This window comes from Blautia ammoniilytica, from assembly GCF_025566965.1.
Taxonomy (GTDB): domain Bacteria; phylum Bacillota; class Clostridia; order Lachnospirales; family Lachnospiraceae; genus Blautia_A; species Blautia_A ammoniilytica.
In genome coordinates this window covers 1-22,242 of record NZ_JAOQJL010000008.1, presented here as the reverse complement: position 1 = coordinate 22,242, position 22,242 = coordinate 1, and the positions used below count along the sequence as shown (strand labels likewise).

General features: G+C 44.7%; 23 protein-coding genes. 5 read left to right on the top strand and 18 right to left on the bottom strand.

All coding sequences use genetic code 11. The features are described 5' to 3' along the window. Positions 1–87: 87 nt before the first annotated feature. The 13 genes from OCV61_RS05385 to OCV61_RS05325 form a co-directional block, all read right to left on the bottom strand. Entirely contained in the window at positions 88–2,550 is a 2,463-nt protein-coding gene (locus OCV61_RS05385; protein ID WP_158420933.1) for a hypothetical protein, read from the bottom strand. Positions 2,551–2,626: 76 nt separating this feature from the next. After that, positions 2,627–3,865, bottom strand: coding sequence for a glutamate-5-semialdehyde dehydrogenase (locus OCV61_RS05380; RefSeq protein ID WP_334292245.1), 1,239 nt, complete (start codon positions 3,863–3,865; stop codon positions 2,627–2,629). 11 nt (positions 3,866–3,876) lie between these two features. Continuing rightward, entirely contained in the window at positions 3,877–4,437 is a 561-nt protein-coding gene (locus OCV61_RS05375; protein WP_158420931.1) for a 5-formyltetrahydrofolate cyclo-ligase, read from the bottom strand. Next, positions 4,415–4,636: a DUF896 domain-containing protein gene (locus OCV61_RS05370; protein ID WP_158420930.1), complete on the bottom strand. Its 222-nt coding sequence runs from the start codon at positions 4,634–4,636 to the stop codon at positions 4,415–4,417. The genes OCV61_RS05375 and OCV61_RS05370 overlap by 23 nt, the downstream gene beginning before the upstream one ends. A 10-nt stretch (positions 4,637–4,646) precedes the next feature. Then, a complete protein-coding gene (gene proB / locus OCV61_RS05365; protein WP_158420929.1) occupies positions 4,647–5,504 on the bottom strand; it encodes a glutamate 5-kinase in 858 nt (285 codons plus the stop codon). A 121-nt stretch (positions 5,505–5,625) separates the two neighbouring features. Next, positions 5,626–5,979 (bottom strand): hypothetical protein, encoded by a 354-nt coding sequence (locus OCV61_RS05360; RefSeq protein ID WP_158420928.1) that lies wholly within the window; start codon positions 5,977–5,979, stop codon positions 5,626–5,628. A gap of 72 nt (positions 5,980–6,051) precedes the next feature. Next, positions 6,052–7,068: a DUF3048 domain-containing protein gene (locus tag OCV61_RS05355; RefSeq protein WP_262582697.1), complete on the bottom strand. Its 1,017-nt coding sequence runs from the start codon at positions 7,066–7,068 to the stop codon at positions 6,052–6,054. Between the two features lie 66 nt (positions 7,069–7,134). Then, positions 7,135–7,662 (bottom strand): rRNA maturation RNase YbeY, encoded by a 528-nt coding sequence (gene ybeY / locus OCV61_RS05350; protein ID WP_262582696.1) that lies wholly within the window; start codon positions 7,660–7,662, stop codon positions 7,135–7,137. Next, positions 7,634–8,653, bottom strand: a complete 1,020-nt coding sequence (locus tag OCV61_RS05345) for a PhoH family protein (RefSeq protein WP_158420927.1) — start codon at positions 8,651–8,653, stop codon at positions 7,634–7,636. The genes ybeY and OCV61_RS05345 overlap by 29 nt, the downstream gene beginning before the upstream one ends. A gap of 64 nt (positions 8,654–8,717) precedes the next feature. Next, the gene (locus OCV61_RS05340; RefSeq protein ID WP_158420926.1) at positions 8,718–9,914 is read right to left on the bottom strand and encodes a sporulation protein YqfD; all 1,197 of its coding nucleotides are present in this window, start codon (positions 9,912–9,914) and stop codon (positions 8,718–8,720) included. A 62-nt stretch (positions 9,915–9,976) separates the two neighbouring features. After that, complete coding sequence (locus OCV61_RS05335) at positions 9,977–10,249, bottom strand: YabP/YqfC family sporulation protein (protein ID WP_158420925.1); 273 nt, start codon at positions 10,247–10,249, stop codon at positions 9,977–9,979. Between the two features lie 66 nt (positions 10,250–10,315). Then, complete coding sequence (locus tag OCV61_RS05330; protein ID WP_158420924.1) at positions 10,316–10,858, bottom strand: DUF2284 domain-containing protein; 543 nt, start codon at positions 10,856–10,858, stop codon at positions 10,316–10,318. Then, positions 10,849–11,877 carry a tRNA dihydrouridine synthase gene (locus OCV61_RS05325; RefSeq protein WP_173728374.1) on the bottom strand — a complete coding sequence of 343 codons (1,029 nt, stop codon included), beginning with the start codon at positions 11,875–11,877 and terminating at the stop codon, positions 10,849–10,851. The genes OCV61_RS05330 and OCV61_RS05325 overlap by 10 nt, the downstream gene beginning before the upstream one ends. 210 nt (positions 11,878–12,087) lie before the next feature. On the opposite strand from OCV61_RS05325, the gene OCV61_RS05320 reads away from it, so the two are divergent. After that, a complete protein-coding gene (locus OCV61_RS05320; RefSeq protein WP_158420923.1) occupies positions 12,088–13,245 on the top strand; it encodes a pyridoxal phosphate-dependent aminotransferase in 1,158 nt (385 codons plus the stop codon). A gap of 13 nt (positions 13,246–13,258) precedes the next feature. Here OCV61_RS05320 and rlmH read toward each other — a convergent pair whose 3' ends face one another. From rlmH to OCV61_RS05300, 4 genes are all read right to left on the bottom strand, one after another. Beyond that, on the bottom strand, positions 13,259–13,738 hold the full coding sequence (rlmH, locus tag OCV61_RS05315; RefSeq protein ID WP_158420922.1) for a 23S rRNA (pseudouridine(1915)-N(3))-methyltransferase RlmH: 480 nt from the start codon (positions 13,736–13,738) through the stop codon (positions 13,259–13,261). A gap of 16 nt (positions 13,739–13,754) precedes the next feature. Continuing rightward, on the bottom strand, positions 13,755–14,060 hold the full coding sequence (locus OCV61_RS05310) for a Dabb family protein (protein ID WP_158420921.1): 306 nt from the start codon (positions 14,058–14,060) through the stop codon (positions 13,755–13,757). 16 nt (positions 14,061–14,076) lie between these two features. Then, positions 14,077–16,602 (bottom strand): FtsK/SpoIIIE family DNA translocase, encoded by a 2,526-nt coding sequence (locus OCV61_RS05305; protein ID WP_158420920.1) that lies wholly within the window; start codon positions 16,600–16,602, stop codon positions 14,077–14,079. Between the two features lie 66 nt (positions 16,603–16,668). Next, positions 16,669–17,544: an undecaprenyl-diphosphate phosphatase gene (locus tag OCV61_RS05300; protein ID WP_158420919.1), complete on the bottom strand. Its 876-nt coding sequence runs from the start codon at positions 17,542–17,544 to the stop codon at positions 16,669–16,671. 333 nt (positions 17,545–17,877) lie between these two features. Here OCV61_RS05300 and OCV61_RS05295 point away from each other — a divergent pair, with 333 nt between their 5' ends. The 3 genes from OCV61_RS05295 to OCV61_RS05285 all read left to right on the top strand — a co-directional run bounded on the left by OCV61_RS05295 (position 17,878) and on the right by OCV61_RS05285 (position 19,028). Further along, positions 17,878–18,075 (top strand): hypothetical protein, encoded by a 198-nt coding sequence (locus OCV61_RS05295; RefSeq protein ID WP_158420918.1) that lies wholly within the window; start codon positions 17,878–17,880, stop codon positions 18,073–18,075. Next, entirely contained in the window at positions 18,044–18,670 is a 627-nt protein-coding gene (locus OCV61_RS05290) for a LytR/AlgR family response regulator transcription factor (RefSeq protein WP_158420917.1), read from the top strand. The genes OCV61_RS05295 and OCV61_RS05290 overlap by 32 nt, the downstream gene beginning before the upstream one ends. A 130-nt stretch (positions 18,671–18,800) precedes the next feature. Further along, positions 18,801–19,028: an alpha/beta-type small acid-soluble spore protein gene (locus OCV61_RS05285; protein ID WP_158420916.1), complete on the top strand. Its 228-nt coding sequence runs from the start codon at positions 18,801–18,803 to the stop codon at positions 19,026–19,028. A gap of 93 nt (positions 19,029–19,121) precedes the next feature. Here the strand turns inward: OCV61_RS05285 and OCV61_RS05280 are convergent, their stop codons facing one another. Next, positions 19,122–20,375, bottom strand: a complete 1,254-nt coding sequence (locus tag OCV61_RS05280; RefSeq protein ID WP_158420915.1) for a DNA polymerase Y family protein — start codon at positions 20,373–20,375, stop codon at positions 19,122–19,124. 286 nt (positions 20,376–20,661) lie between these two features. Between OCV61_RS05280 and OCV61_RS05275 the strand changes: the two genes are divergently transcribed. Beyond that, positions 20,662–22,059: a sodium-dependent transporter gene (locus OCV61_RS05275; RefSeq protein WP_158420914.1), complete on the top strand. Its 1,398-nt coding sequence runs from the start codon at positions 20,662–20,664 to the stop codon at positions 22,057–22,059. Positions 22,060–22,242 lie beyond the last annotated feature (183 nt).

The window sequence follows — 22,242 nt, the reverse complement described above, 5'->3', positions numbered from 1 at the left end:
GGCCAATAGACCTGTCTCTTAAAAGAATCTGTAGATATCTTAGCCGGAGCATAAAGCTTCAGGCTGATATACACAAGTTATAATAGATCACGCTCTTTTACGTCTTCTTACGATCACATAGCCGCCTGCCAGAAGTGAAAGGGCTGCCAGGGATACCATAGCACCGATAGGTGAGTTATCTGCTGTGGAAGCATTGGATGCGGAAGATGTACTGCCTGTGTCGGAATCATCTCCATCACGGCTTGCTGCATCGCTTCCTCCATCGCCATCTGTATCCTCACCGGTCTCACCGCCTCCATAATAACCGCCGCTGCCTGCTGACGGTGTGCCGGATGGAGTGCCTGAAGGCTCAAAGGTGATCTCTGCGGATCTGAAGGTGTAGGCAGCTGACTGAACCGTATCACTTGCCTGCCATTCTTTGCCATTATATACATATTTCTGGAAGAATACATACAGCTTAAAGGTCTTGGCTTCTTTGATACCATTCTTGGCACCGATCTGCCATTCTTTGTTCTGGTTCTTGGCTGATGGATTCTTGGATGTACTCCAATAGATCGGACGCCACTGAACGTCTCCCTCTACAGGGCTCTTCACCTGCTCTGCAGTACTTGCTGTACCTGCACCGATCACAGTAAACTTGTAGAACTGGTTAGGATAGAACTCCAGTGCCTTATCCAGACCCTGGACAATGCTCTCTGTTACATTGGGAACAATTGGCTCACGGGTAACTACAGCTGCTGCCGGGCGGGCACTTGCCTTCAGTGTATAACGAAGAGGAGTAGCCTTTACATTATTATCGTCAACAGCAAACAGATATACATATACATCCTTACCATCCTCAGCAGTAATATTAGGTACATTTACAGTCACAGTCTGATCTGCTGCAAATGAAGAGACGGCATCGCTTACCTTAAAGGAAGGAATCTTGCTCTTGTCCTGGTTCCAGGCGATATAATACCGTCCATTCTTGTCTGCAGTAAACTTAAACATGGCCTTCTCACGGCCTGTCCATTTGATGTTCTGCTTATTGGAAAGCTTCATCTTCTTCACTGCCTGTGTAGGAGTAGGTGTAGCTGTGGCTGTGGGCACATCCGAAGGCTTCGGATCTACAGTAGGAATCGGTGTGGCTGTAGGAACCGGTATGGCTGTAGGAACTGGTGTGGCTGACGTCAGATATGCAGCACCTGTATTAGGATCTGACTGTAATTTATAATTGGCATCATCATAGGTCATCTGTGCTGCAGAAGCAATCATATCCGCCGGTGTGACAACCTGTGCACCGCTAACATCCGCCGCAGAAACTACCAATGGCTGATTCTGGGCAAGCCCTGCAGTGGATGTGATATGGATCTCAGAATTTTGTACAGTGCTCTGCATCTGTACATATGCACCTGCGCCATTTAATACAATATTGCCTGCAGAACCATCTGTCCTTGTATTGTCCTTGATCAGGATAGTGGCAGGAGAAGCTGTGCCTGCAGCATCCTTAGATGCAGCTACCGTGATCAGGCCTGTACTGTAAATAGCACCACCGGCTGCTTTGTCTGCCTCTGTATATGTGGAAACATTACCAATAATCGTACCGCCTGTCAGTACAATGGTACCGCCATTTTCATTTAAGATGGCACTGCCGGCTGCGTTTGTCTTATTGTTCTGAAGGGTTACACCTGACTGAAGGCCGAATGTACCAGCCGGCTTCATAATATGTACCAGCGCACCGGTCACATTCTCTGCCTGACCGCCGTCTACCGTCAGCTTACATACAGTGGAATCATCCTTCACACCGGCTGCAAACTGAAGGGAGCCCTCATCAACGGTAAAAAGATCGCCAGTATAATCCGCTGCACGCTTCACAGTCAGATCAGCTTCACCTGCTGCAATGATCACATGCTTATTCCCAACTGCTACAGCAGCGTTGATCTCAATATTCTGCTTTAATATGATCTTCACTGGCTGATCCTTTGTACTGGATCCGTCTGCGATCCCATCAATAGCTTCCTGCAAAGTGTTATAGGTAGCTGAGATCGTCTTACCATCTGCTGGATCGATCACATGAACCGGAAGGCTCTCATCTACTGTAGTTCCCCCATTCGTGCCATCATTGGCAGTATCTACAGCTGTATTATCTTCTTTGATATCCTGCACTGCATCCTGGATGCTGTCTGTATCCTGGGTATTGTCTGGATTCTGTGTAGTGTCAGGTACTGCCGGATCTTCTGTGGGCTGGACATCCGTGCCTGCCTGGGCGTTAGGATCTGTCTGGGCAGGTGTCTCCGTAACTGTATTATCTGTCTGAGTAGTATCTGTAGCGGCAGCCTGGTCTGCAGCCGGAGCTTCCGTTGCAGCCGGAGCTGCTGATAAAGCATCCCCTGTGGCCTGTCCCTCTGTATTAGCTGCAGCAGCCGGATCCGTCGCCGGGGCTTCCGCTGCTACTGCTGTTTCATCTATGGATACTGCTGCAGCGCCCTCTTCTGCAAAAGCAGAATACGGAACAGCGCTTACAGATAAGGCTCCCGCCATCATAAAAGCTAAAAGTTGTTTTTTCTTCATTGCTAGTCCTCCTCGTAAAGAGCAACATCTTAAAATATTAACATTGGGTCAAGTATAGCATACCTGTCCCCAAAAATCAACGAACTTGACCATTTCCATATATTATATACTTGGTAGTGGTCAGTGCATTAAGTCCCATGGGACCTCTTGCATGAAGCTTCTGGGTACTGATGCCGATCTCTGCTCCAAAGCCAAATTCAAAGCCATCTGTAAAACGGGTAGATGCATTCACGTAGACAGCTGCTGCATCTACCTCATCCAGAAATCTCTGGGCATTCTCGTAATTATTGGTGATGATCGCTTCTGAATGTTTGGTATTATACTTATTAATATGGGCGATCGCTTCGTCTACGCTGCCCACCACCTTAATGGACAGGATGTAGTCCAGGTATTCCCTGCCCCAATCCTCTTCCGTAGCTGCTACAGCATCCGGGATCAGTGCCCGTGCCGCCTCATCTGCACGCATCTGCACATGCTTCTGACGAAGTCTCTCTGCCAGTACAGGAAGGAACACGTCCTTTACCTGTTCGTGGACAAGCAGGGATTCGCAGGCATTACATACCCCTACTCTTTGGGTCTTTGCATTCATAACGATATCAGCAGCCATATAAAGATCTGCACTGTCATCCACATAAATATGACAGTTGCCTGTACCTGTCTCGATCACAGGAATGGTACTATTATTCACCACTGCCTGGATCAGACCCTTTCCTCCTCTTGGGATCAGCACATCCACATACTGATTCAGTTTCATAAATTCAGAAGCTGTCTCCCTGGAAGTATCCTGGATCAGGGCAATGGCATCTTCTGTCACTTCGTTCCTTGCAAGCACCTTACGGATCGATTCTACAATTGCCTGGTTGGAGTGGATCGCATCGCTGCCTCCCTTCAGGATCACCGCATTACCGGTCTTAAAGCACAGGGCAAAGGCATCTGCAGTCACATTGGGACGAGCTTCGTAAATGATCCCCACAACCCCTAAGGGCACTCTTTTCTGTCCGATCAGAAGGCCATTAGGCCGCTTCTTCATGCCAAGCACTTCCCCTATAGGATCATCCAGGTCAGCCACCTGGCGCAATCCCTCTCCGATCCCTTTGATCCGTTCAGCATCCAGCATAAGCCTGTCTACCAGGCCTTCCGACATCTGATTCTCCCTGCCCTTCTGAACATCAATGGCATTGGCGGCTAGGATCTTATCTGTATCCTTCACCAGCTGCTCTGCTGCCTGGCGAAGGATCTGATTCTTCTTATTGGTTGAAAGATTGCGAAGGATATTCTCTGCATCTACTGCATTTTTCCCAAGTATTTCCAGCATTTCATTCATGTCTAGTCCTCCCTTCTGAACAGAGTCTCTGTCTCAGTAACAATAATCTGTGGGCAGATGTCTGTGATCTCACAGGGCACCTGATCCTTTATCTGAAAATCAAAAGCCAGTGCAACGGTATCAAGCCCCGGATGCTTTTCAAGGTACCGGTCATAAAAGCCGCCGCCATAGCCGATTCTGTGGTTCTTTCTATCAAAGGCAACTCCCGGCATGATCATAAGTGCTTCATCCCAGCAGACGGCTTCTCCGGATACAGGCTCCGGAATCCCGAAATACCCTGGCTTTAGCTGCTTAAAATCTGTGAGAAGATGGAAAACCATCTCCTTTCCCACCACTTTGGGAACTGCCACCTGCTTTCCAGCTTCCCAGGCAGCCCTGATGATATAATCTGTCTTCACCTCATGATGATAGTCTGCGTAGATCATCACTTTCTTTGCATGCTGGAAAACCGGAAGATCGATCAAATGCTTGGAAAGTTCTATACTGATATCCTGTACCCACTGGTCAGATATATCCTGACGGATAGCAAATATCTTTTTTCTAATGACCTTTTTTTCTTCCATATTTTTCTCCAAGATTCGTTATACTTCCGTCAGCCTCTTTAATATCAATACCGTCCAGCCTTGAACGAAGGCTTGCCCTTATTGACTCCAGGTATTCCTCACGAAGAAGTGTCTGTTCTCTCTTCTCTTCATCTGTCAGACCAACGCTTTTAGCCTTATGAGCCAGAGTATTGATCCTGTCTATCTTACGTGCGTCCATAATCCTCTCCTTATAAAAGCTTTTCGATATAGTCGATCAGGAAGAATTCTTCCTGCTTCTTCCCAACAAACAAAGTTCCACAGTCATCTCCTTTGGTGACACGATGGATATTATGAAAATCACTTCCATTGGCGATCACCATATCCACTCCTGCAGCTGTAGCGATCCTTGCAGCTGTAAGCTTAGTAGCCATCCCGCCTGTACCCACATTACTGGTAGATGAACCCTTCCCCATATTCAAAATGCGTTCGTCAAAATTATCTACAGTATCTATAAACCTTGCATCCGGATTGGAATTAGGATCGTCGGTATATAAACCGTCGATATCAGACATAAGAATGAGAAGATCTGCCTCGATCAATGCAGCAACCACAGCCGAAAGAGTGTCATTGTCACCGAATTTCTCAAGAGACTGCATTTCATATGTAGAAATGGAGTCATTCTCATTAACAATGGGAATCACTCCTAACGAAAGTAATTCGTTAAATGTATTCTGTGCATTCCTTCGATTAGCATTATTAACCATAGTATTCTTTGTCATCAGGATCTGGCCTGCCATCTGGTTATACTCCGAAAACAGCTTCTGGTAGATCAGCATCAGTCTGGCTTGGCCTACGGAAGCGCATGCCTGCTTCACACGGAGATCGGAAGGCTTGCCCTTCATACCCAGAGCCGCTGCCCCTACTGCAATGGCTCCGGAAGAAACAAGGACTACGTCCTTACCCTGATTGCGCAGATCTCCAAGTTCCCTCACCAGCACCTCCATCTTAAGCAGGTCCAGCCTTCCTGTGGCTGCATGTGTAAGGGAAGAACTGCCGATCTTAATAACAATTCTTTTTTTATCTTTCAGTCGTTCTCTGTAATTCATCTTCCTGTTTGCTCCAATACGCTTTTACCCTTTATTTCATCAAATTATATTACACCTTTTTGCGTCATTCGTCTATGATTTTTCAGCAGCTGGAAGGAATTTCAGAAAAAATTCATATTTATTAACTGGAATAATTTTCAAGAAATGCGTATAATTCTCTCTTATTCTTAATATATTTTCCTTTTTTCAGCTGCTGCAGCAGCTCCTTTGGAAGGCTATCCCGGTGAATAGGGATCCTATCATATACGGTCTGTTTGTTATTTTCATAGATCACTACCGTATCTCCCTCAAGCTGCAGATAATAAATCCCATATTCGCCCTTTTTTTCTCCTGCATTGACAGACCTGCCTGTAGTGATCTGCCCCAGGGCCAGGCCCTGGGATACATCTTTCCCACCTGTATAAGTAAGATAATATCCCAGGCACAGGATCCCTAAAATAAAAAATACGCTGATACAACAGAAAAATTTACGCATGAGAATCGCTCCTTTTTCTGATAGTATCAGCGCTAAGGTTAAAGATTATGCAGTCTCACCTCTGGCAAGATCTTACTGGTAAGAAATGGAATCCACCTTGTCATTCTGGATGATAGCAACCCAGGTGCGACCAGGATTCAGACGGATCTCCTGATCATTGGCATCATAATAATGAGTAATACCCCATGGAGAATCCTTCTCCCAGCGGATATCAATCGCCTTGCCTCTGGTAATGAACTTGCCCTGTCCGGGTGTCATCACATCCACATTCAGATAACCATTAGAATCGTAAGGCTTATATGCAGAATATTGAAGGATAATATTGTCACAGGTAAGCTGCTGTCCGTTCAATTCATCAATATGTGCTTCTCCAAACTGAAAACGGCTGTACTCCTTGGTATCAGCGTTATACTCAAACCAGGGGTGATTGTCTCCGTAATTGTCAAGCTTCACCACATTGGCAGCAGTACCATTGTCCAAAGTAGTCTCTGTGCCGTCTTCTGCAAAAAGATAATGACCTGTGTAATCAGACTTGTATTCCTGACTGTATCCCATGGCATCAATGCCATTCTGAAGAAGCTGAGGTGTAGTATATGCATTATGAGGTGCCTGACGGTCTGTAGTACGGAAGAATGCAGTTGATCCCATGGTAAGTCCATTCAGATTGTCAATAGCATGCTGCTCAAGATAAGGAAGTGCATAAGCAGCCTGTCCATAATGCGTATAAATGGCATTAAATTCATTGGCATAGAAAATATAATAATCACGGCAGCTGCGGACAGAGCCGATCTTCTCCAGATTGTCATAGTCCTCAAAAATACCCATCAATCTTGTAATCTGTCCTTCTACAGGTGCTTCATAGATCACTCCTGCATTGGTAAGCCCGCTTTGTGGCGCGCCGTTGCGATCATTGCCAAGCATCACTGCCACAGGTCTTCTCCGTCCAATGGAAGCCGGTACATCCTCTCCTGTAAGGTAACTCTTCACAGTATCTGAACTGTCTGCTTCCTGAGCCATAACTGTGCTGCTTCCTGCAAGGGAACAGGATAAAATCAACCCGGTAAGCATTCTGAATAATTTTTTCTTCATTTTTTTCTCCTTTACTGTTGCTGAACAAGTGGCATAAGTCCTGTTAATTATACCTGATACGCAGACTTAACGTGTAATCCCAAGTTTCTCAAGTGCTGCTTCCTGCTTCTGCTCCATAATGGCAGCTTCCTCCGGAACCATGTGATCATATCCCAGAAGATGGAGCATGCTGTGAGCTACCAGAAAACAGAATTCTCTTTTGATACTATGTCCATAATCCTCAGCCTGACTGATCACTCTTTCTGCAGAGATCATAATATCTCCAAGAAGAAGCTCCTCTGTATCAAGATCAAAAAAGGATTCATCCTGATCCAGGATCTGATAATCTGCAGGCGTTTCAAAAGGAATCATAGGAAAAGAAAGCACATCTGTAGGTGCATCGATCCCACGGAACTGCCGGTTCACTTCATGGATCCCCGAATTATCTGTAAGAACAAGATTCACCTGACTATCATAAGGGCAGTTCTCCAATTCCAGTACAGACTGTGCCACTTTCTTTGCAAGAGCTTCACAGTCCAGTTCCAGAGAAATGTCTGTTTCACATTCATATTGTACAGATACCATTTTATTGTCCTCCATGTCTACGTCTTCCATCGTATTTGGATCCTTTATCCTGCTTTGGCTGTCTTTTTTCATAATTCTCATAAGCCTGAACGATCTGCTGAACCAGTGGATGACGAACCACATCCTTGCTGGTAAGTTCACAGAAACCGATATCGTCGATCTTCTTCAGCACCTTCATAGCCACATCCAGACCGGAAACCGCATCTCTTGGAAGATCCTTCTGGGATGCATCTCCTGTAACGATCACCTTGGAACCAAATCCAATACGTGTAAGGAACATTTTCATCTGGGCAGGCGTGGTATTCTGTGCTTCATCCAGGATAATAAAAGCATTATCCAGGGTACGTCCCCTCATATACGCAAGGGGTGCCACCTCGATCAGACCTCTCTCCATATTCTTTGCAAAGCTGTCAGCCCCCATGATCTGATACAATGCATCGTAAAGTGGTCTTAAGTAAGGATCTACCTTACTTTGCAGGTCGCCAGGCAAAAATCCCAGCTTTTCTCCTGCTTCGATGGCAGGACGGGTAAGAATGATCCTGCTTACCTCTTCATTGCGGAAGGCAGTAACTGCCATGGCCATAGCAAGATAGGTCTTACCTGTACCTGCCGGACCCACACCGAATACGATCATTTTCTTGCGGATCTGATCCACATATTCCTTCTGTCCCAGGGTTTTAGGCTTGATGGGACGCCCTTGTATGGTATTACAGATAAAGTCCTTATCAATCTCCGTAATCACTTCATTTCTTTTCTCAAGAGCCAGGGAAAGCGCATAATTTACATTCTGGTCTGTGATCACATTGCCTCTTTTGGCAAGGGTTACAAGCTCTTCAATCAGCTGCTTGGCCTGTGCGGCACAGCCTTCTGCTCCAATGATCTTCAGAAAACCGTCCCTTGAGATCAGAGTTACATTCAGTGTCCTCTCTATCTGCTTCAGATGCCCGTCAAACTGTCCAAATACATTGCCCTCCAGGTCTGCCGGTATCTGGGTGTGTAATTCAATAATATTGCTTGCCATCTGTGCTGTCCTTTCTCGTATATTCCATTGCGCCCAGCAAGCAGGCACTGCTTACATTTTAACACTATTTCAGGATATTGGAACCCCTTTTTTCTACAGGAACCCGGATTCCTGTTTTTTCTATCACTACAAGGTTACCGCTGGCTGTACAGTTTTCCTGGTCTGTTTTAATTTTCACCTTGTTTTCCATCACTTCAATATCCTTTTTAAGAAGTTTTTTTTCAAACTGCTGTATATGAAGAACTGCCTTTTTCCTGGCTTCCTTGTCTGTAAGGATCCTTGTCTGGATCCGATATTTCTCATCTGTTGCAAAGCCGTAAGAGATGGGCAACACAAAATTCTCGGTAAGACAGATCTTTTGTTCTTCTGTAAATCTGCTGCTGTCCTGCTTCTGACTGGTGCCCCACATCCAGAAAAAAGGACCTGCTTTTATGAAAAATCCTTTTTTCCTTTCTCCTGTGTAAACTGCCTGCTTATTTTTCATGGAAAACTGATCATAATAGGAGATCTCATGTCGGACAAAAATATCCGCATCCGCACAGACGTAGTCATATCCTGTAATTTCCTGGCTGTCATTTACAAGCTCCACCTGTCCTTGCACCAGGAGCTGCCCTTTTTCACACATATCCCCAGTCTTCACCAAGGGAGTCCCTGCTCTTGTGATCATTCTTACGATTTCACCGTCCAGGCCTGAGGCAAGGCTGTATGGTATCTGTTCCTTCTCCGGTTCTTCCTTGGAAATGCCCTCTTTTACAGAAATCAGCAGCTGCGTACCTTCCCTGCGGACAGCAACCCATATCATATTTGTAAATTCTTTTCGGATCTGCCCCGCAAGAAAACTGCAGTCTACCTGACGGATACTCATTCCGTGATAAACATTCTGTTTTGCAAGAAAATCCAGGATCTGCCCGGAACTGTTCTTAACATTCCCTTCTATATGGATATTCCATATATGGCCAGAGAAGAAAATCAGTATACTGATACATAAAAGGATTCCAAGAAAAAACGCCTTTCTTTTTTTCAGTCTGAGAAAAAAGAAGGGCATTCCCTGTTTTTTTAATATATGAATATGTACTTTTGCTTTTCTCCGTACATGGGAAAGTCTGAAAAAATCCTTGGTAGAAACAGTTGCCCAAAGCTCACCCTGGGTAAAGAAAAGCTTTTCCAGGATGATACCTTTTGCCCTGCAAAGATTGAGGAAGCGTTCCTGCTCACCGCCACAGATACGGATCCATACAAAGCCCTTCCACAGATTCATCATATCTGAACCCTTTCGCAGCTGTATACTCCCTTTACAGCTGCACCTTTCTCATTGCCAGCCGGTTATCCCAGGTGGATATCACCGATCCATCCTGTGATCTCCATTTCATCTCCACAATAGGATAAGATCTGAAGATCTTTGCCACAGACCGTTACTATACCATGGGATGTTCGTAACACCAGCTTTTCACTGGTATATAAAAGAATACCACGATAGTTCTGGATCACAGCCCGCCTATGCCCTGTCACTGTAACCACAGGCTGGCCATAAGCCAGATCCTCCGGGATCCCGGCAGCTTTTACCAGATTATCCTTCCAGTTCAGCCTTTTTTCCATGGCATTTCATTCCCGGCTTTTTCAACATTGTATGCATCTGTTTTTCAAAATATACAGGTAAAGCCATCAGCGGATCAGGATCAGTGAAAACCATAAGATAGTATTCCCGCCAAGATTGTATTCCATGCCCTGTTCTTCCACAATATCACTAACTACCACTCCATGGCTCTCAAGGCAGGGATGCATCCGATCCGGATACCTGCAGGGTTTGCCTTCTTTGTAGGCGCATTTAGGACAGATATCACAGGATTCTGTAGATAGAATATAGATCTGAAAGCCTTCCTTTTTCAGAAATTCTCCAACCTGTCCGGTAAGATCCTCATGGGCATGGCGGGTTGAAAGCATCTCCTCCATATTCATGAGATCCGATACCTCTGCCACACTGGAAAAGAAAATCCCCTTGGAAAAGCTGTGGATCTTATCTCCACATTCTTTCAGGCTTCCTACGCCAGGCGGGCACGCCCAGGTAGTTCCATATCTTTCACATTCCTGTCTGCAGATCACCCGAACCCGTTCTTCAATGGCAATGGCCCCGGCATCCAGGATACGATACTCATATATAGGATAATCTGCAATAAAATTCTCCAATCTGGCTGTATCTAGTTCCATGTATTCTCTCCTGGTATATTCTTTACTGAAGTATTCTCTCCTGCTGCATTTTCACCGGATGTGTCATCCTTACTGCCAAATATCAGCTCCTGTTCTGCAAAAAGGCTGGAAACAGCAGCCTGATATTCCTTAAAATGCTGGGCTTTACGGATCTTCTTCAGATATTTTTCATAATTTGTAAAAGACAGTCCCATATAAGACCATAGCTCTTTCATTCGGAAAAGCACATTTTTCTCTCCGGAAAGAAGCTTTTGATAACGGATATAAACCTCCTCATGAAAGGCAGAAAGCCGGTCCTTATCCGGATGGCTTCCCTCCCTGATCTGACTTACAAGCCCCGGATCTGTGATCAGCCCCCGTCCATACATATAACATTCTGTATCCGGAAATTGCCCAGATATCTGTACATAATCTTCCCTGGTAAAAAGATCTCCATTATAACAAAGCGGAAGCGTCCTTTTCTCATATGCTTTTTGGTAAGCCTGAAGTCTTGGCTGATTCTTATAAAAATCCTGACGGATCCTTGGATGGATGATCAGTTCCTTTACCGGATACTTCTCATATATGGAAAAAAGTGCATCCCACTCTTCTTCCTCATCAAAGCCAACCCTTGTTTTTATGGAAATATCCATGTCCGGCAGACCTTCATAGATCTTTTCCAGAAAACGATCCAGCTTCAGGGGAAAGGCCAGGAAGCCAGCCCCCTTTCCTTTTGCTGTTACAGTACCGGAAGGGCATCCCAGGTTCAGATTGATCTCTTTATGTCCGTATTTATCCCGCAGGATCCTGGCTGTATTTATGAAATCATCTGCATTATTTGCCAGAATCTGAGGAACTACATGAAGCCCTTCATTTGTTTCAGGAGAAACCTCACAGATTTCCTTAAAACTTAATTTCTTATCCGGCTTGGCTGACAGGAAAGGGGTAAAATATTTATCCATAGGATGGTAATACCGATGGTAAGCACTGCGGTAAACATGGTTGGTGATCCCCTCCATAGGTGCCATATAATCTTTCACTGCTCTTTTTGTTCTCCTTTCGCCACCCTCAAAATATTCTCTTAATTATACATACATTTATGTTTTGAAACAATCCCTATTTTTTCCTTGGTAAATGAGAACTGCAGATGCAAATAAGAGCCAGAATCTGAATCATTTTCTCTTGTCAGATAAAAAACAGGATGATAAAATAAAGCCCGACCCAATATTTTAGGAAAGAAGGAACTTAAGATGCAGTTTTCCAAACGATTGGAACTATTCGGGGATGAGATTTTTGCTGCCCTGAACAACAAAAGGATCCAGCTTGAACAGCAGGGTAAGAAAATTTATAATATGAGTGTTGGAACGCCTGATTTCCATACACCGGATTATATCAAAGAAGCACTGATAGAAGCAGCAAAGGAGGACTCCAGTTGGCGGTACAGCCTGCGGGATCTGCCGGAACTTCTTGATGCTGTCTGTGCTTATTATCAGAAGCGTTTTCAGGTAAGTATTACCCCGGATATGGTAATGTCTGTATATGGCAGCCAGGAAGGTATGGGACACCTGGGTATGGCTCTTTGTGACGAAGGAGACATTGTACTCCTGCCAGATCCCTGTTATCCGGTTTTTGCAGCTGGCAGCAAGCTTGGCGGTGCAACTCCTTACTACTATCCGCTGGTAGCAGAGCATGATTTCCTGCCTTATGTAAATGGAATCCCTGAAAATATTGCACAGAAAGCAAAATATATGGTGGTTTCTCTTCCTTCAAACCCGGTAGGCAGTATCGCAACCCCCGGCTTATATGAAGAGATCGTAGCCTTTGCAAAGAAATACAATATTTTGATCATACATGACAATGCCTATAGTGATATTATTTTTGATGGTGTATACGGCGGAAGCTTCCTAGCTACACCAGGTGCAAAAGAAGTAGGTGTTGAATTTTTCAGTCTTTCCAAATCCTTTAATGTAACAGGCGCAAGACTTAGTTTCCTGATTGGCAATCCACAAGTGATTGCTGCCCTTCGAAAACTTCGCAGCCAGATCGATTTCGGTATGTTCCTGCCATTGCAAAAGGCTGCTATCGCAGCGCTTACCGGCCCTCTGGACAATGTAACGGAGCAATGTCGCATGTATCAGGAACGGCGTGACGCCCTTTGCAATGGTCTTCACGAAATTGGCTGGGAAATGCCTAATGGCAAAGGTACCATGTTTGTGTGGGCAAGGATCCCCGGCGGCCGTATGGACAGTATGGCATTTTGTATGGAGCTTATGGAAAAAGCAGGGGTGATCGTAACACCAGGATCCAGCTTCGGACCTCACGGAGAAGGTTATGTACGTTTTGCATTAGTACTCCCGCCTGAGAAGATCCGTGAAGCTGTTGAGGCGATCCGCATCAGTGGGATCTGATAACGATTCCCATTTATTTATGATATGGCTCATGATTGATGATCCTGAAGGAGCGGTAGATCTGCTCCAACAGGATCATTTGCATTAACTGATGTGGAAAGGTCATTGGCGAAAAGCTAAGACTGTAATCTGCCCTCCTAAGGATCTGATCCGAAAGGCCTAAGGATCCGCCGATCACAAATGTGATGGAGCTGGTTCCCTGTACGCCTAAGGCTGCGATCTTCTCTGACAGCTGGACAGAATCAAGCATTTTCCCGTTAATAGCCAATGCAATCACATAATCCTGCTCCCGGATGTGCTTCTGGAGCCGCTCCCCTTCTATTTCCCTGATCTGGGTATTTAAAGCCTCTGAGGCCTTATCCGGGGTCTTTTCGTCCGGTACCTGGATAAATTTAAGCTTGCAGTATCTGCCAAGCCTTTTCGCATACTCCCCGATCCCATCATTCAAATATTTTTCTTTTATTTTCCCTACTGATAAAATACGAATTTCCATTTTTATATTACTTCTATTAGTCCATCATATAATCCATAGCTGCACGATTACAGGTATATGGACGGACGTATGTATTTGCTACATTCTGATGATTTGGATTCACTGCATAAGCAGCTAATGCTTCCGGTGTCTCCAATTCTGTAACAAGACAGAAATCATGACTGCTGGAAGAAAGCGGCTCTGTGATCACAAATGCGCTGATCAGACCAGGTACAACACCTACCAGTGCTTCCAGTTCTTTTTTGGCTTTCTCTTTGATAGCCTTTTTCTCACCTTCCGGAACATCTTCTTTGAAATTCCACATTACAATATGCTTTACCATTTGTAAAATCCTCCTTTTATTGTTGTGAGCTTCCGTCTATATAAGACTGAAATTCTTCTTTACTCATAAGTACCTTCCTGGGCTTAGTACCCTCTTCAGGACCTACTACTCCGGCGTCTGTAAGCTGATCCATGATCCTTGCCGCCCGGTTAAACCCGATCTTAAACATCCGCTGGAGCATACCAATGGACGCTCTTTCTTTTTCGATGATCAATTTACCAGCCTCTTCAAAGTATATATCTCTGTCATCCCGGTCAGCCGCTGCACCAGGCATCACCGGTGTATCAACCTGCTGCTGGATCTGGGAACTGTAGGTAACTGCAGGATTCTTGTCAGATAGGAAATTCACCACTGCACTCACCTCTTCATCTGAAACAAAAGCTCCCTGCAGTCTGGCAGGCTTCTGATAGCCCTGTGGATAAAAAAGCATATCTCCTTTTCCAAGCAGCTTCTCAGCTCCGTTCATGTCAAGGATCGTCCTGGAATCCACACCAGAGGAAACGGAAAAAGCGATCCTTGAAGGCATATTTGCCTTGATCAGGCCTGTAATAACATTTACAGATGGACGCTGTGTAGCTATGATCAGATGGATCCCTGCTGCACGGGCCAACTGTGCCAGCCTGCAAATGGCATCCTCCACTTCTCCAGGTGCCACCATCATAAGATCTGCAAGCTCGTCTACAATAATAATGATCTGAGGCATTTTCTCAGGTGCTGCCTCGTCCTGAGACGCAGGCATGGAATCCACTTTACGGTTATATTCTTCCAGATTACGTACTCCATACTCTGCAAAGGTGTTGTATCTGGTAGTCATTTCTGATACCGCCCAGTTCAGGGCGCCTGCTGCCTTCTTAGGATCTGTTACCACAGGAATAAACAAATGAGGGATCCCGTTATATACACTTAACTCCACCACCTTTGGATCGATCATGATCATCTTTACTTCTTCTGGCTTTGCCTTGTAAAGGATACTCATGATCAGTGTATTGATACAAACAGACTTACCTGATCCTGTAGCTCCTGCGATCAGCAGATGGGGCATCTTGGCAATATCTGTTACTACCGGCTTGCCTGCAATATCCTTACCTGCAGCAAAGGAAAGCTTTGATCTTGCATTCTGAAACTCCGGTGACTGAAGAAGATCCCTTAACATAACCGGACTGTTCTCTTTGTTAGGCACTTCGATTCCTACTGCTGCCTTACCTGGGATCGGTGCCTCGATCCTTACATCGGAAGCAGCAAGATTCAGCTTGATATCATCTGCAAGTCCTACGATCTTGCTCACCTTCACACCCTGATCCGGTGATAACTCGTATCTGGTAACAGTAGGACCGCAGCTTACATTTGTGATCGTTACATTCACTCCAAAATTGCGAAGGGTTTCCTGCAGCTTCTGGGCTGTTTTTCGCAGATGGGCATCCGAATCCCCCTGGGATTTGCCACTGCCCTTCTTTAACAGAGTCATTGGAGGAAACTGATATTCCTTCTTAACTTCCCCTTCTTTGCTGTTGATCTCATGCTGGATATTGCGAATCCCATTCTCAATCTCTTTCTTGGAGGATTTAGGGTTCTTAGAGGGCTGCCTTGCGGCCTTCTCTTCCGGCAAAGCCTGGGCTTCCTCCGCCAAAGCCTCAGGTCTTATATTATCACTGCTGTCTTCCTGTATCTGAACAGGCTCAGCCCGGTGTATGGAAAACTCCAGCTGTCCCTGGTCACGCTCCGGTGCCTCTACAACAAAGGTATTGGGGCCAGGTCTGTCATTTCGCTTTTCATGATGCCTGGAAGCAGCACCATTTCTTCTATCTTCCTGTTCCTCTGACTCTATAGCCTCTTCCAGCCTGCGGACTTTCTGTGCACGCTTTTCCTGCTTAGCCTGTGCTTTTGCCCTTGCACGAAGCTCCCTGGCCTTTTCACGGTCAGGACGGCCGTCCAAATAGCTGTCCTTGCCGCCTTTGATCAAAAGCATCAAGCGGTCAAACTCACGGAAAACAAATCCGAAAAAGGACTTCTGGGTGATCAGCACCAGGCATACCATCAGCACCATAACGATGATCACACAGCCTCCTACCGCACCAAATGCAGAAGTGGTGGAAATGCAGATCGCACCACCGATAAGGCCTCCTCCGGTATGGTATGCAGAACACTCCCTGTAATAATCCTCCAGTGTGGTCCCGCTGATATATCCCTCTGTGACCAGCTGCACAAGTCCGCATAATGCAAGAAAAAAGACAGCTGCTGCAGCTACCTTTTTCCGGGCAAGCAGGCTGGTTTTGTTGGAAAGCAGGAAGGCTGCTCCAATGAAAAATACTACAGGAAATGCATAAGCCAGAACTCCCATAATGCCAAAAAAGAAGCTGCTGATCCCATTGCCTACAATGCCTCCAAGACCAAAATCGCTTACAAGAAGGATAATGGACGCAGCCAGGATCACCAGAAGGATAATATCATTCTGAAATCCATTGGCTGCTGCCTGCTTCTTTTTCTTTTTTGAACTGGCTGTACGCCCGGATGTACGTCTTTTGGATGTCTTAGAACCTGCCATCAGTGAACAAACTCCCCTTTACTAAATTAATTATTCAAAATACATGCTGCGTTCTTGCTGAATTCTCTACCTGTAATTAATTACCAGTGCAATAATCCCTGCCAGGAAGCAGTAAAATGCAAAATAACGCAGCTTTGTCTTCTGAAGGATAACAAGCAAAAACCGGATGGTAAAAAATCCAGTCACAGCTGCAGTCAGCATCCCAAGAATATAGGTAAAACCAAGTCCTACTGTCATTCCAGGTGATGCAAACTGACCAAGCTCCAGGACCAGAGCACCTGCCACTGCCGGAACGCTCATAATAAAGGAATATTTCACAGCGAACTTACGGCTCAGCCCGCAAAGAAGTCCTGCACAGATGGTCATACCTTCTCTGGAAATCCCTGGAAATACACTCAGTCCCTGGCAGATCCCCATCCACATGGCACTGTCGTACCCGGCTTCCTTGGGGGTCTTGTTCATGCCTGCCTGACCCAGATCTGTTACCAGCAGGAAAATCCCTGTGATCAAAAAACAGATCCCCGGAAGCAGTGGTGAAACAGCCGCCTTTGCAGCCAGTCTGCGGCAGGTATAACCAAGAACCGCTGTAGGAACAGATGATACAAGGATCAGTGCTGCAAACTTACGGTATGTGCCATATACGATCTTTGCATAATGCAGATGCTCTCCTGTCCTTCTGTTATGTATATACAGGTTAAGATTACCTGCAAGATCCATGGCCATGCCAAGGAGCTCTTCTCCTATCCTTTTAAGATCTGACCAGAAAACAACAAATATGGCTGCAAGCGTACCTGTGTGCAGCATCACTTCAAAAAGAACACCTGCCTGTCTCTCTGCGCCGAAAAGCTTCTCTACTGTAGCCAGATGGCCAAAGCTGCTTACCGGGAGAAATTCGGTGATCCCCTGTATAATTCCTAACAGAATTGCTAATAATGGTGACATGCTATACTTTCCTTTTCTCAATAGTTTTGTTCATTATAGCACAAGAATCTAAAAGTTACAACTTTTCTCGAACAACTGTTTCTGTTTTGATTCTTCACATTTTTTTCGCATACTTGTACAGATTTTAGGTGATTTTTTCCAATTTTTGCACGGATATTTCTTGCCTGTATATTCAAATTTATGGTACTATCATAAGTGTGTTAAACACCCAAATCCAGATATGGATTCAAAGCTACCAATTATGATACCTACGGATTGCTTCGTGCTATGCGCTCCCACAATCCTGCCCTGGTATCTTATGTATGGCAGATTATAAAATACAGGAGGATGGGTATGAATATACAGGAAACCGCAAAATTTGCAGCAACTATACTAACCAATTATTATAATAACGATATCCGGCTCTTTCTGGAATCCTGCCACAAAGATGTATTGTGGATCGGTCCTGCCGAAAAACAGATCATCCGCACTAAAGCAGCGCTGATTGAAGCCTTCAGAAATGAACATCACAACCTTAAAATTCATTATTAACAATCTTACAGTTACACCTATTTCCGCCGGAAGTGCCAAGACCTGTGAGATACTTCTGTTTTTCCTGGTGGATACCATCTGGCCGGACAAAAGCGTAAGCCGGGCAAACCAAAGAATACAGCTTACCTTTGTAGAAGAAAACGGGCGGCCACAGATCAAACTTTGCCACATTTCCAATGCCATCGCCTATGATGAGCGTGACAATATCTACCCTGTCCATTATGATGAAAATTATGAGCACTATAAACATTATACCCTGGCCGGTGAAGCCCGTTCTGAAAGACTGATCATTAAAAGCGTAAACAAATCCCTTTTATATCTGCAATGGCCCAGGATCCTTTATGTGGAAAGCCTTGGCTCCCATACCATGATCCATACCCTGGACGGTGATTTTGAATCTATTGACAATCTGCTTTCCATTAAAAACCATTTCAGTGAGCTGTTCTATCAGATTCACAAATGTTATTTGATCAATCCGAAGCATGTACGTGAGATTATAAGATTTCAGGTCACTATGACAGACGGCACCACTCTTCCGATCCCTGAAAAAAAATATACAGCAGTCAAAGCCGATCTTACAAAAGCTGCTGACTGATTTTTTATCCTATATCTGTCATCTGGGATTTTTCAACCTGAAAAAAAGCAGGAATTTCCAGTGTATTTTCCTTGGGTCAGCACATACTAGCAATGTAACATCAAACAAAACAACCAAGGAGGAAAATCAAATGACAAATTCTACTTCTTCTAACAAAGCAGTTGTACCAGAGGCCAAAAGTGCTTTAGACCGTTTTAAATTTGAAGTTGCAAATGAACTGGGTGTCCCCCTTACAGATGGATATAACGGAAACCTGACTTCCAAACAGAACGGTTCAGTGGGTGGATATATGGTCAAAAAAATGATCGAGTCCCAGGAAAGACAGATGTCCGGAAGCCAGGGCGGCCAGTCTTACTAAAGAACAGGCAACGGCAGCGTGTATCTGGCATAGAACACAAATTCAAAAATGCGAAGAATTTCCAAACTGTTGGGGCCTATCCGGCCCCAACTTTCATGTGCGATGCTTATCTAATCCGTTCTCTGCTTTTGCTTTTCTTCCGATCCTGCCGCTGCTGTTCATAATACTGGCTCTGGTCACTTTGTCATTGCCATATTTCAAACGTATGGAATCCAGGGCAGCATCCAGCTTCCGTCTTTTCTCTTTGTCCCTGGTATCTTCAAACATGCTCATCTGCTCATACATCCCATCGTTAAGTCCTGTCAGGGAAACCCCCACCAAACGTAAAGGCTGCCCCTTCCAGAAATCCAGAAAAAGCTTCTGTGCATATTTGAAAATCTCATCCGTAATATCTGTTGCACTTTCAATGGTCATCTGATGAGAACGGTTTTTAAAATCCAATGTACGGAAAGAAACCGCAATACAGCTGCATTTCTTTTCTTTTTTCCGAAGTCTGGCTGCAAGTATGTCACACTGGGCCAAAAGCACCTGAAAGACCTGCTCCTTCGAAACAAGATCCTCATTAAATGTGGTCTCCACGCTAAGCCCTTTGCTTTCTTCTGCTTCTGCCCGAACAGGAGAGTCATCCCTCCCACAGGAATACTGATACAGCTGATGTCCGTTCTTTGTTCCCAAAAGCATCTGTATATGGGATTCATCTTCATGTGCCAGATCACCGATGGTGTGGATCCCAGCCTCCTCCAGTTTCCGCCGGGATGCTTTTCCAAGGAAAAGAAGCTCCCCCACAGGAAGCGGCCACATCTTTGTGGGGATTTCCTCCGGAAATAAGGTGTGGACTTTATCCGGTTTTTCAAAATCAGAAGCCATCTTAGCCAGAAGCTTGTTTACGGAAATCCCTATATTTACAGTAAACCCCAGTTCTCTGTGGATCTTGTCCTTGATCTCACAGGCCAGGGCTACAGGATCCGGATAAAGCAGGGATGTACCTGTCATATCCAGGAAAACCTCATCAATGGAAAAGGATTCCATTACCGGTGCATAAGATGCACAGATTTCCTTAAAGGCCCTGGAGCACCTTAAAAACAGGCTAAAATCTCCCGGCACAACTACCAGCTCAGGACATTTTTTGAGAGCCATCCCTACAGGCTCCCCTGTACATACCCCATATTTTTTTGCAGGAATTGATTTGGCTACCACAATCCCTGTCCGGGTCCTGGGATCTCCGCCAATCGCAGAAGGGATCTCCCTCAGATCCGGAAGCCCTTCTTTTACCCGGCGTACTGCTTCCCAGGAAAGAAAAGCACTATTTACATCCACATGAAAAATCAATCGCTCCTGTTCCATCATCTATTCTCCAAAAATATGCCAGGATCTAATTAAAGGATCCTGCAGCTTCACTATCATTTTTTTATAAAAATATCCAGAAAACACTTTCTGCTTTCCGGACACCACCATTATATCATATATCTGACCAAAATATAATATTTCAAATTTTTTTTACAAATAAATCTCCTTACATGAAATCCTCTTTGTTTACATTTTATTCCTTGTATATTAAAATAAAAGTTAAATATTATAAATGTCTGTCAAAAATCAGTCGTTTAACAAAAGAATATGAATTGAGGTAATATCAATGAAAGAGAAAAAAAGTAACTTCAGTAATTCTATCGGCTTTGTCCTGGCAGCTGCGGGAAGTGCAGTAGGCGTAGGAAATATCTGGCGCTTTCCCTATCTTTGTGCTAAAGATGGCGGCGGACTTTTCCTGATCATCTATCTTATCCTGGTGCTTACCTTTGGCTTTGTGCTGCTTACCACAGACATTGCCATCGGAAGAAAGACTAAACAAAATGCCCTGAAGGCATTTGGCACTTTGCATCCTAAGTGGAGATTCCTTGGATATCTTACATTCCTTGTACCTGCCCTGATCATGACTTATTACTCTGTAATCGGCGGATGGATCACCAAGTATTTCTGTGAATATATTATTTCCGATGGATCTGCCCTTTCCAAGGACAGCTATTTTACATCATTTATTACATCCAAGGTTTCACCTATTGTTTTTATGCTTATATTTCTGGCACTGACAGCCTGGATCGTATACCGTGGCGTAGAAAAGGGAATCGAAAAATTCTCCCGCTTCATCATGCCTGGACTGATCATTTTGATCCTTGTCATTGCCATTTTTTCCCTGACTCTTTCCAAAAAAGATACAGACGGCACAGTACGTACAGGCCTTCAGGGATTATGGGTATACCTGTATCCTGATTTTTCCGGTCTGACTGTAAAGCGCTTCCTTGAAATCCTTCTGGATGCTATGAGCCAGTTATTCTTTTCTTTAAGTGTCTCCATGGGTATCATGGTCACTTACGGCTCCTATGTAAAAGATGATGTAAATCTGAATAAATCCATTAACCAGATTGAAATATTTGACACAGGTGTGGCTTTCCTGGCTGGTATGATGATCATCCCTGCAGTATTTGTCTTCCTGGGCACCGATGGAATGGCTTCCGGCCCAAGCCTGATCTTTATTTCTTTGCCTAAGGTTTTTGAAGCTATGGGGCCTGTAGGAAAAATAACAGCCATTGCTTTCTTCTTAATGATGGGCTTTGCTGCACTTACTTCCTGCGTGTCCGTTATGGAAACCCTGGTTGCTAACTGCATGGAAATCTTCCATAAAACCCGTAAACAGATGTGCAGCATGATCGGGATCTATTCTCTTATTACAGCTGTGCTGATCTGTCTTGGATATAATGCACTGTACTTTGAACTGCCACTTCCAAATGGTGCCACTGCACAGCTGCTGGATGTAATGGATTATATCAGCAACAGCTTCCTGATGCCGTTTATCTCCTTCCTTACCAGTATTCTGGTGGGCTGGGTGATCGGTCCTAAATATATTATCAGTGAGGTAGAACGAAACGGGGAACATTTTGGTCGTGCCCGCCTGTACAGCTTTATGATCCGTTTTGTAGTACCTGTGGTAATGCTGATCCTTTTCCTGGTGTCTACCGGCATCGGAAATCTTTTTTAAATAGATTAATATAAATCTTCTTCTAAGCAAAAACGCCACTTCCTTCCCGGGAAGTGACGTCAGACTGTAGACAAAGCCCTGCTTTTGCAGGGTTTTGCTATTGTTGGAACCGCTTTTCTGATATAATAAATATCAGAAGGGCGGTGTTTTTTATGATGACGAAAAATACAGATAAAAAAAGAG

Excerpts from the sequence above, each read along its gene's own strand:
- OCV61_RS05310 (WP_158420921.1), bottom strand. The coding sequence starts at position 14,060 with ATGGTAAAGCATATTGTAATGTGGAATTTCAAAGAAGATGTTCCGGAA.
- OCV61_RS05295 (WP_158420918.1), top strand. The coding sequence starts at position 17,878 with ATGAATATACAGGAAACCGCAAAATTTGCAGCAACTATACTAACCAAT.
- OCV61_RS05345 (WP_158420927.1), bottom strand. The coding sequence starts at position 8,653 with ATGGCAAGCAATATTATTGAATTACACACCCAGATACCGGCAGACCTG.
- OCV61_RS05290 (WP_158420917.1), top strand. The coding sequence starts at position 18,044 with ATGAACATCACAACCTTAAAATTCATTATTAACAATCTTACAGTTACA.
- OCV61_RS05370 (WP_158420930.1), bottom strand. The coding sequence starts at position 4,636 with ATGGACGCACGTAAGATAGACAGGATCAATACTCTGGCTCATAAGGCT.
- OCV61_RS05360 (WP_158420928.1), bottom strand. The coding sequence starts at position 5,979 with ATGCGTAAATTTTTCTGTTGTATCAGCGTATTTTTTATTTTAGGGATC.
- proB (WP_158420929.1), bottom strand. The coding sequence starts at position 5,504 with ATGAATTACAGAGAACGACTGAAAGATAAAAAAAGAATTGTTATTAAG.
- OCV61_RS05300 (WP_158420919.1), bottom strand. The coding sequence starts at position 17,544 with ATGTCACCATTATTAGCAATTCTGTTAGGAATTATACAGGGGATCACC.
- OCV61_RS05280 (WP_158420915.1), bottom strand. The coding sequence starts at position 20,375 with ATGATGGAACAGGAGCGATTGATTTTTCATGTGGATGTAAATAGTGCT.
- OCV61_RS05380 (WP_334292245.1), bottom strand. The coding sequence starts at position 3,865 with ATGCTGGAAATACTTGGGAAAAATGCAGTAGATGCAGAGAATATCCTT.
- OCV61_RS05330 (WP_158420924.1), bottom strand. The coding sequence starts at position 10,858 with ATGGAACTAGATACAGCCAGATTGGAGAATTTTATTGCAGATTATCCT.
- OCV61_RS05385 (WP_158420933.1), bottom strand. The coding sequence starts at position 2,550 with ATGAAGAAAAAACAACTTTTAGCTTTTATGATGGCGGGAGCCTTATCT.
- OCV61_RS05340 (WP_158420926.1), bottom strand. The coding sequence starts at position 9,914 with ATGATGAATCTGTGGAAGGGCTTTGTATGGATCCGTATCTGTGGCGGT.
- OCV61_RS05320 (WP_158420923.1), top strand. The coding sequence starts at position 12,088 with ATGCAGTTTTCCAAACGATTGGAACTATTCGGGGATGAGATTTTTGCT.
- ybeY (WP_262582696.1), bottom strand. The coding sequence starts at position 7,662 with ATGGAAGACGTAGACATGGAGGACAATAAAATGGTATCTGTACAATAT.
- OCV61_RS05305 (WP_158420920.1), bottom strand. The coding sequence starts at position 16,602 with ATGGCAGGTTCTAAGACATCCAAAAGACGTACATCCGGGCGTACAGCC.
- OCV61_RS05375 (WP_158420931.1), bottom strand. The coding sequence starts at position 4,437 with ATGGAAGAAAAAAAGGTCATTAGAAAAAAGATATTTGCTATCCGTCAG.
- OCV61_RS05275 (WP_158420914.1), top strand. The coding sequence starts at position 20,662 with ATGAAAGAGAAAAAAAGTAACTTCAGTAATTCTATCGGCTTTGTCCTG.
- rlmH (WP_158420922.1), bottom strand. The coding sequence starts at position 13,738 with ATGGAAATTCGTATTTTATCAGTAGGGAAAATAAAAGAAAAATATTTG.
- OCV61_RS05355 (WP_262582697.1), bottom strand. The coding sequence starts at position 7,068 with ATGAAGAAAAAATTATTCAGAATGCTTACCGGGTTGATTTTATCCTGT.
- OCV61_RS05285 (WP_158420916.1), top strand. The coding sequence starts at position 18,801 with ATGACAAATTCTACTTCTTCTAACAAAGCAGTTGTACCAGAGGCCAAA.
- OCV61_RS05335 (WP_158420925.1), bottom strand. The coding sequence starts at position 10,249 with ATGGAAAAAAGGCTGAACTGGAAGGATAATCTGGTAAAAGCTGCCGGG.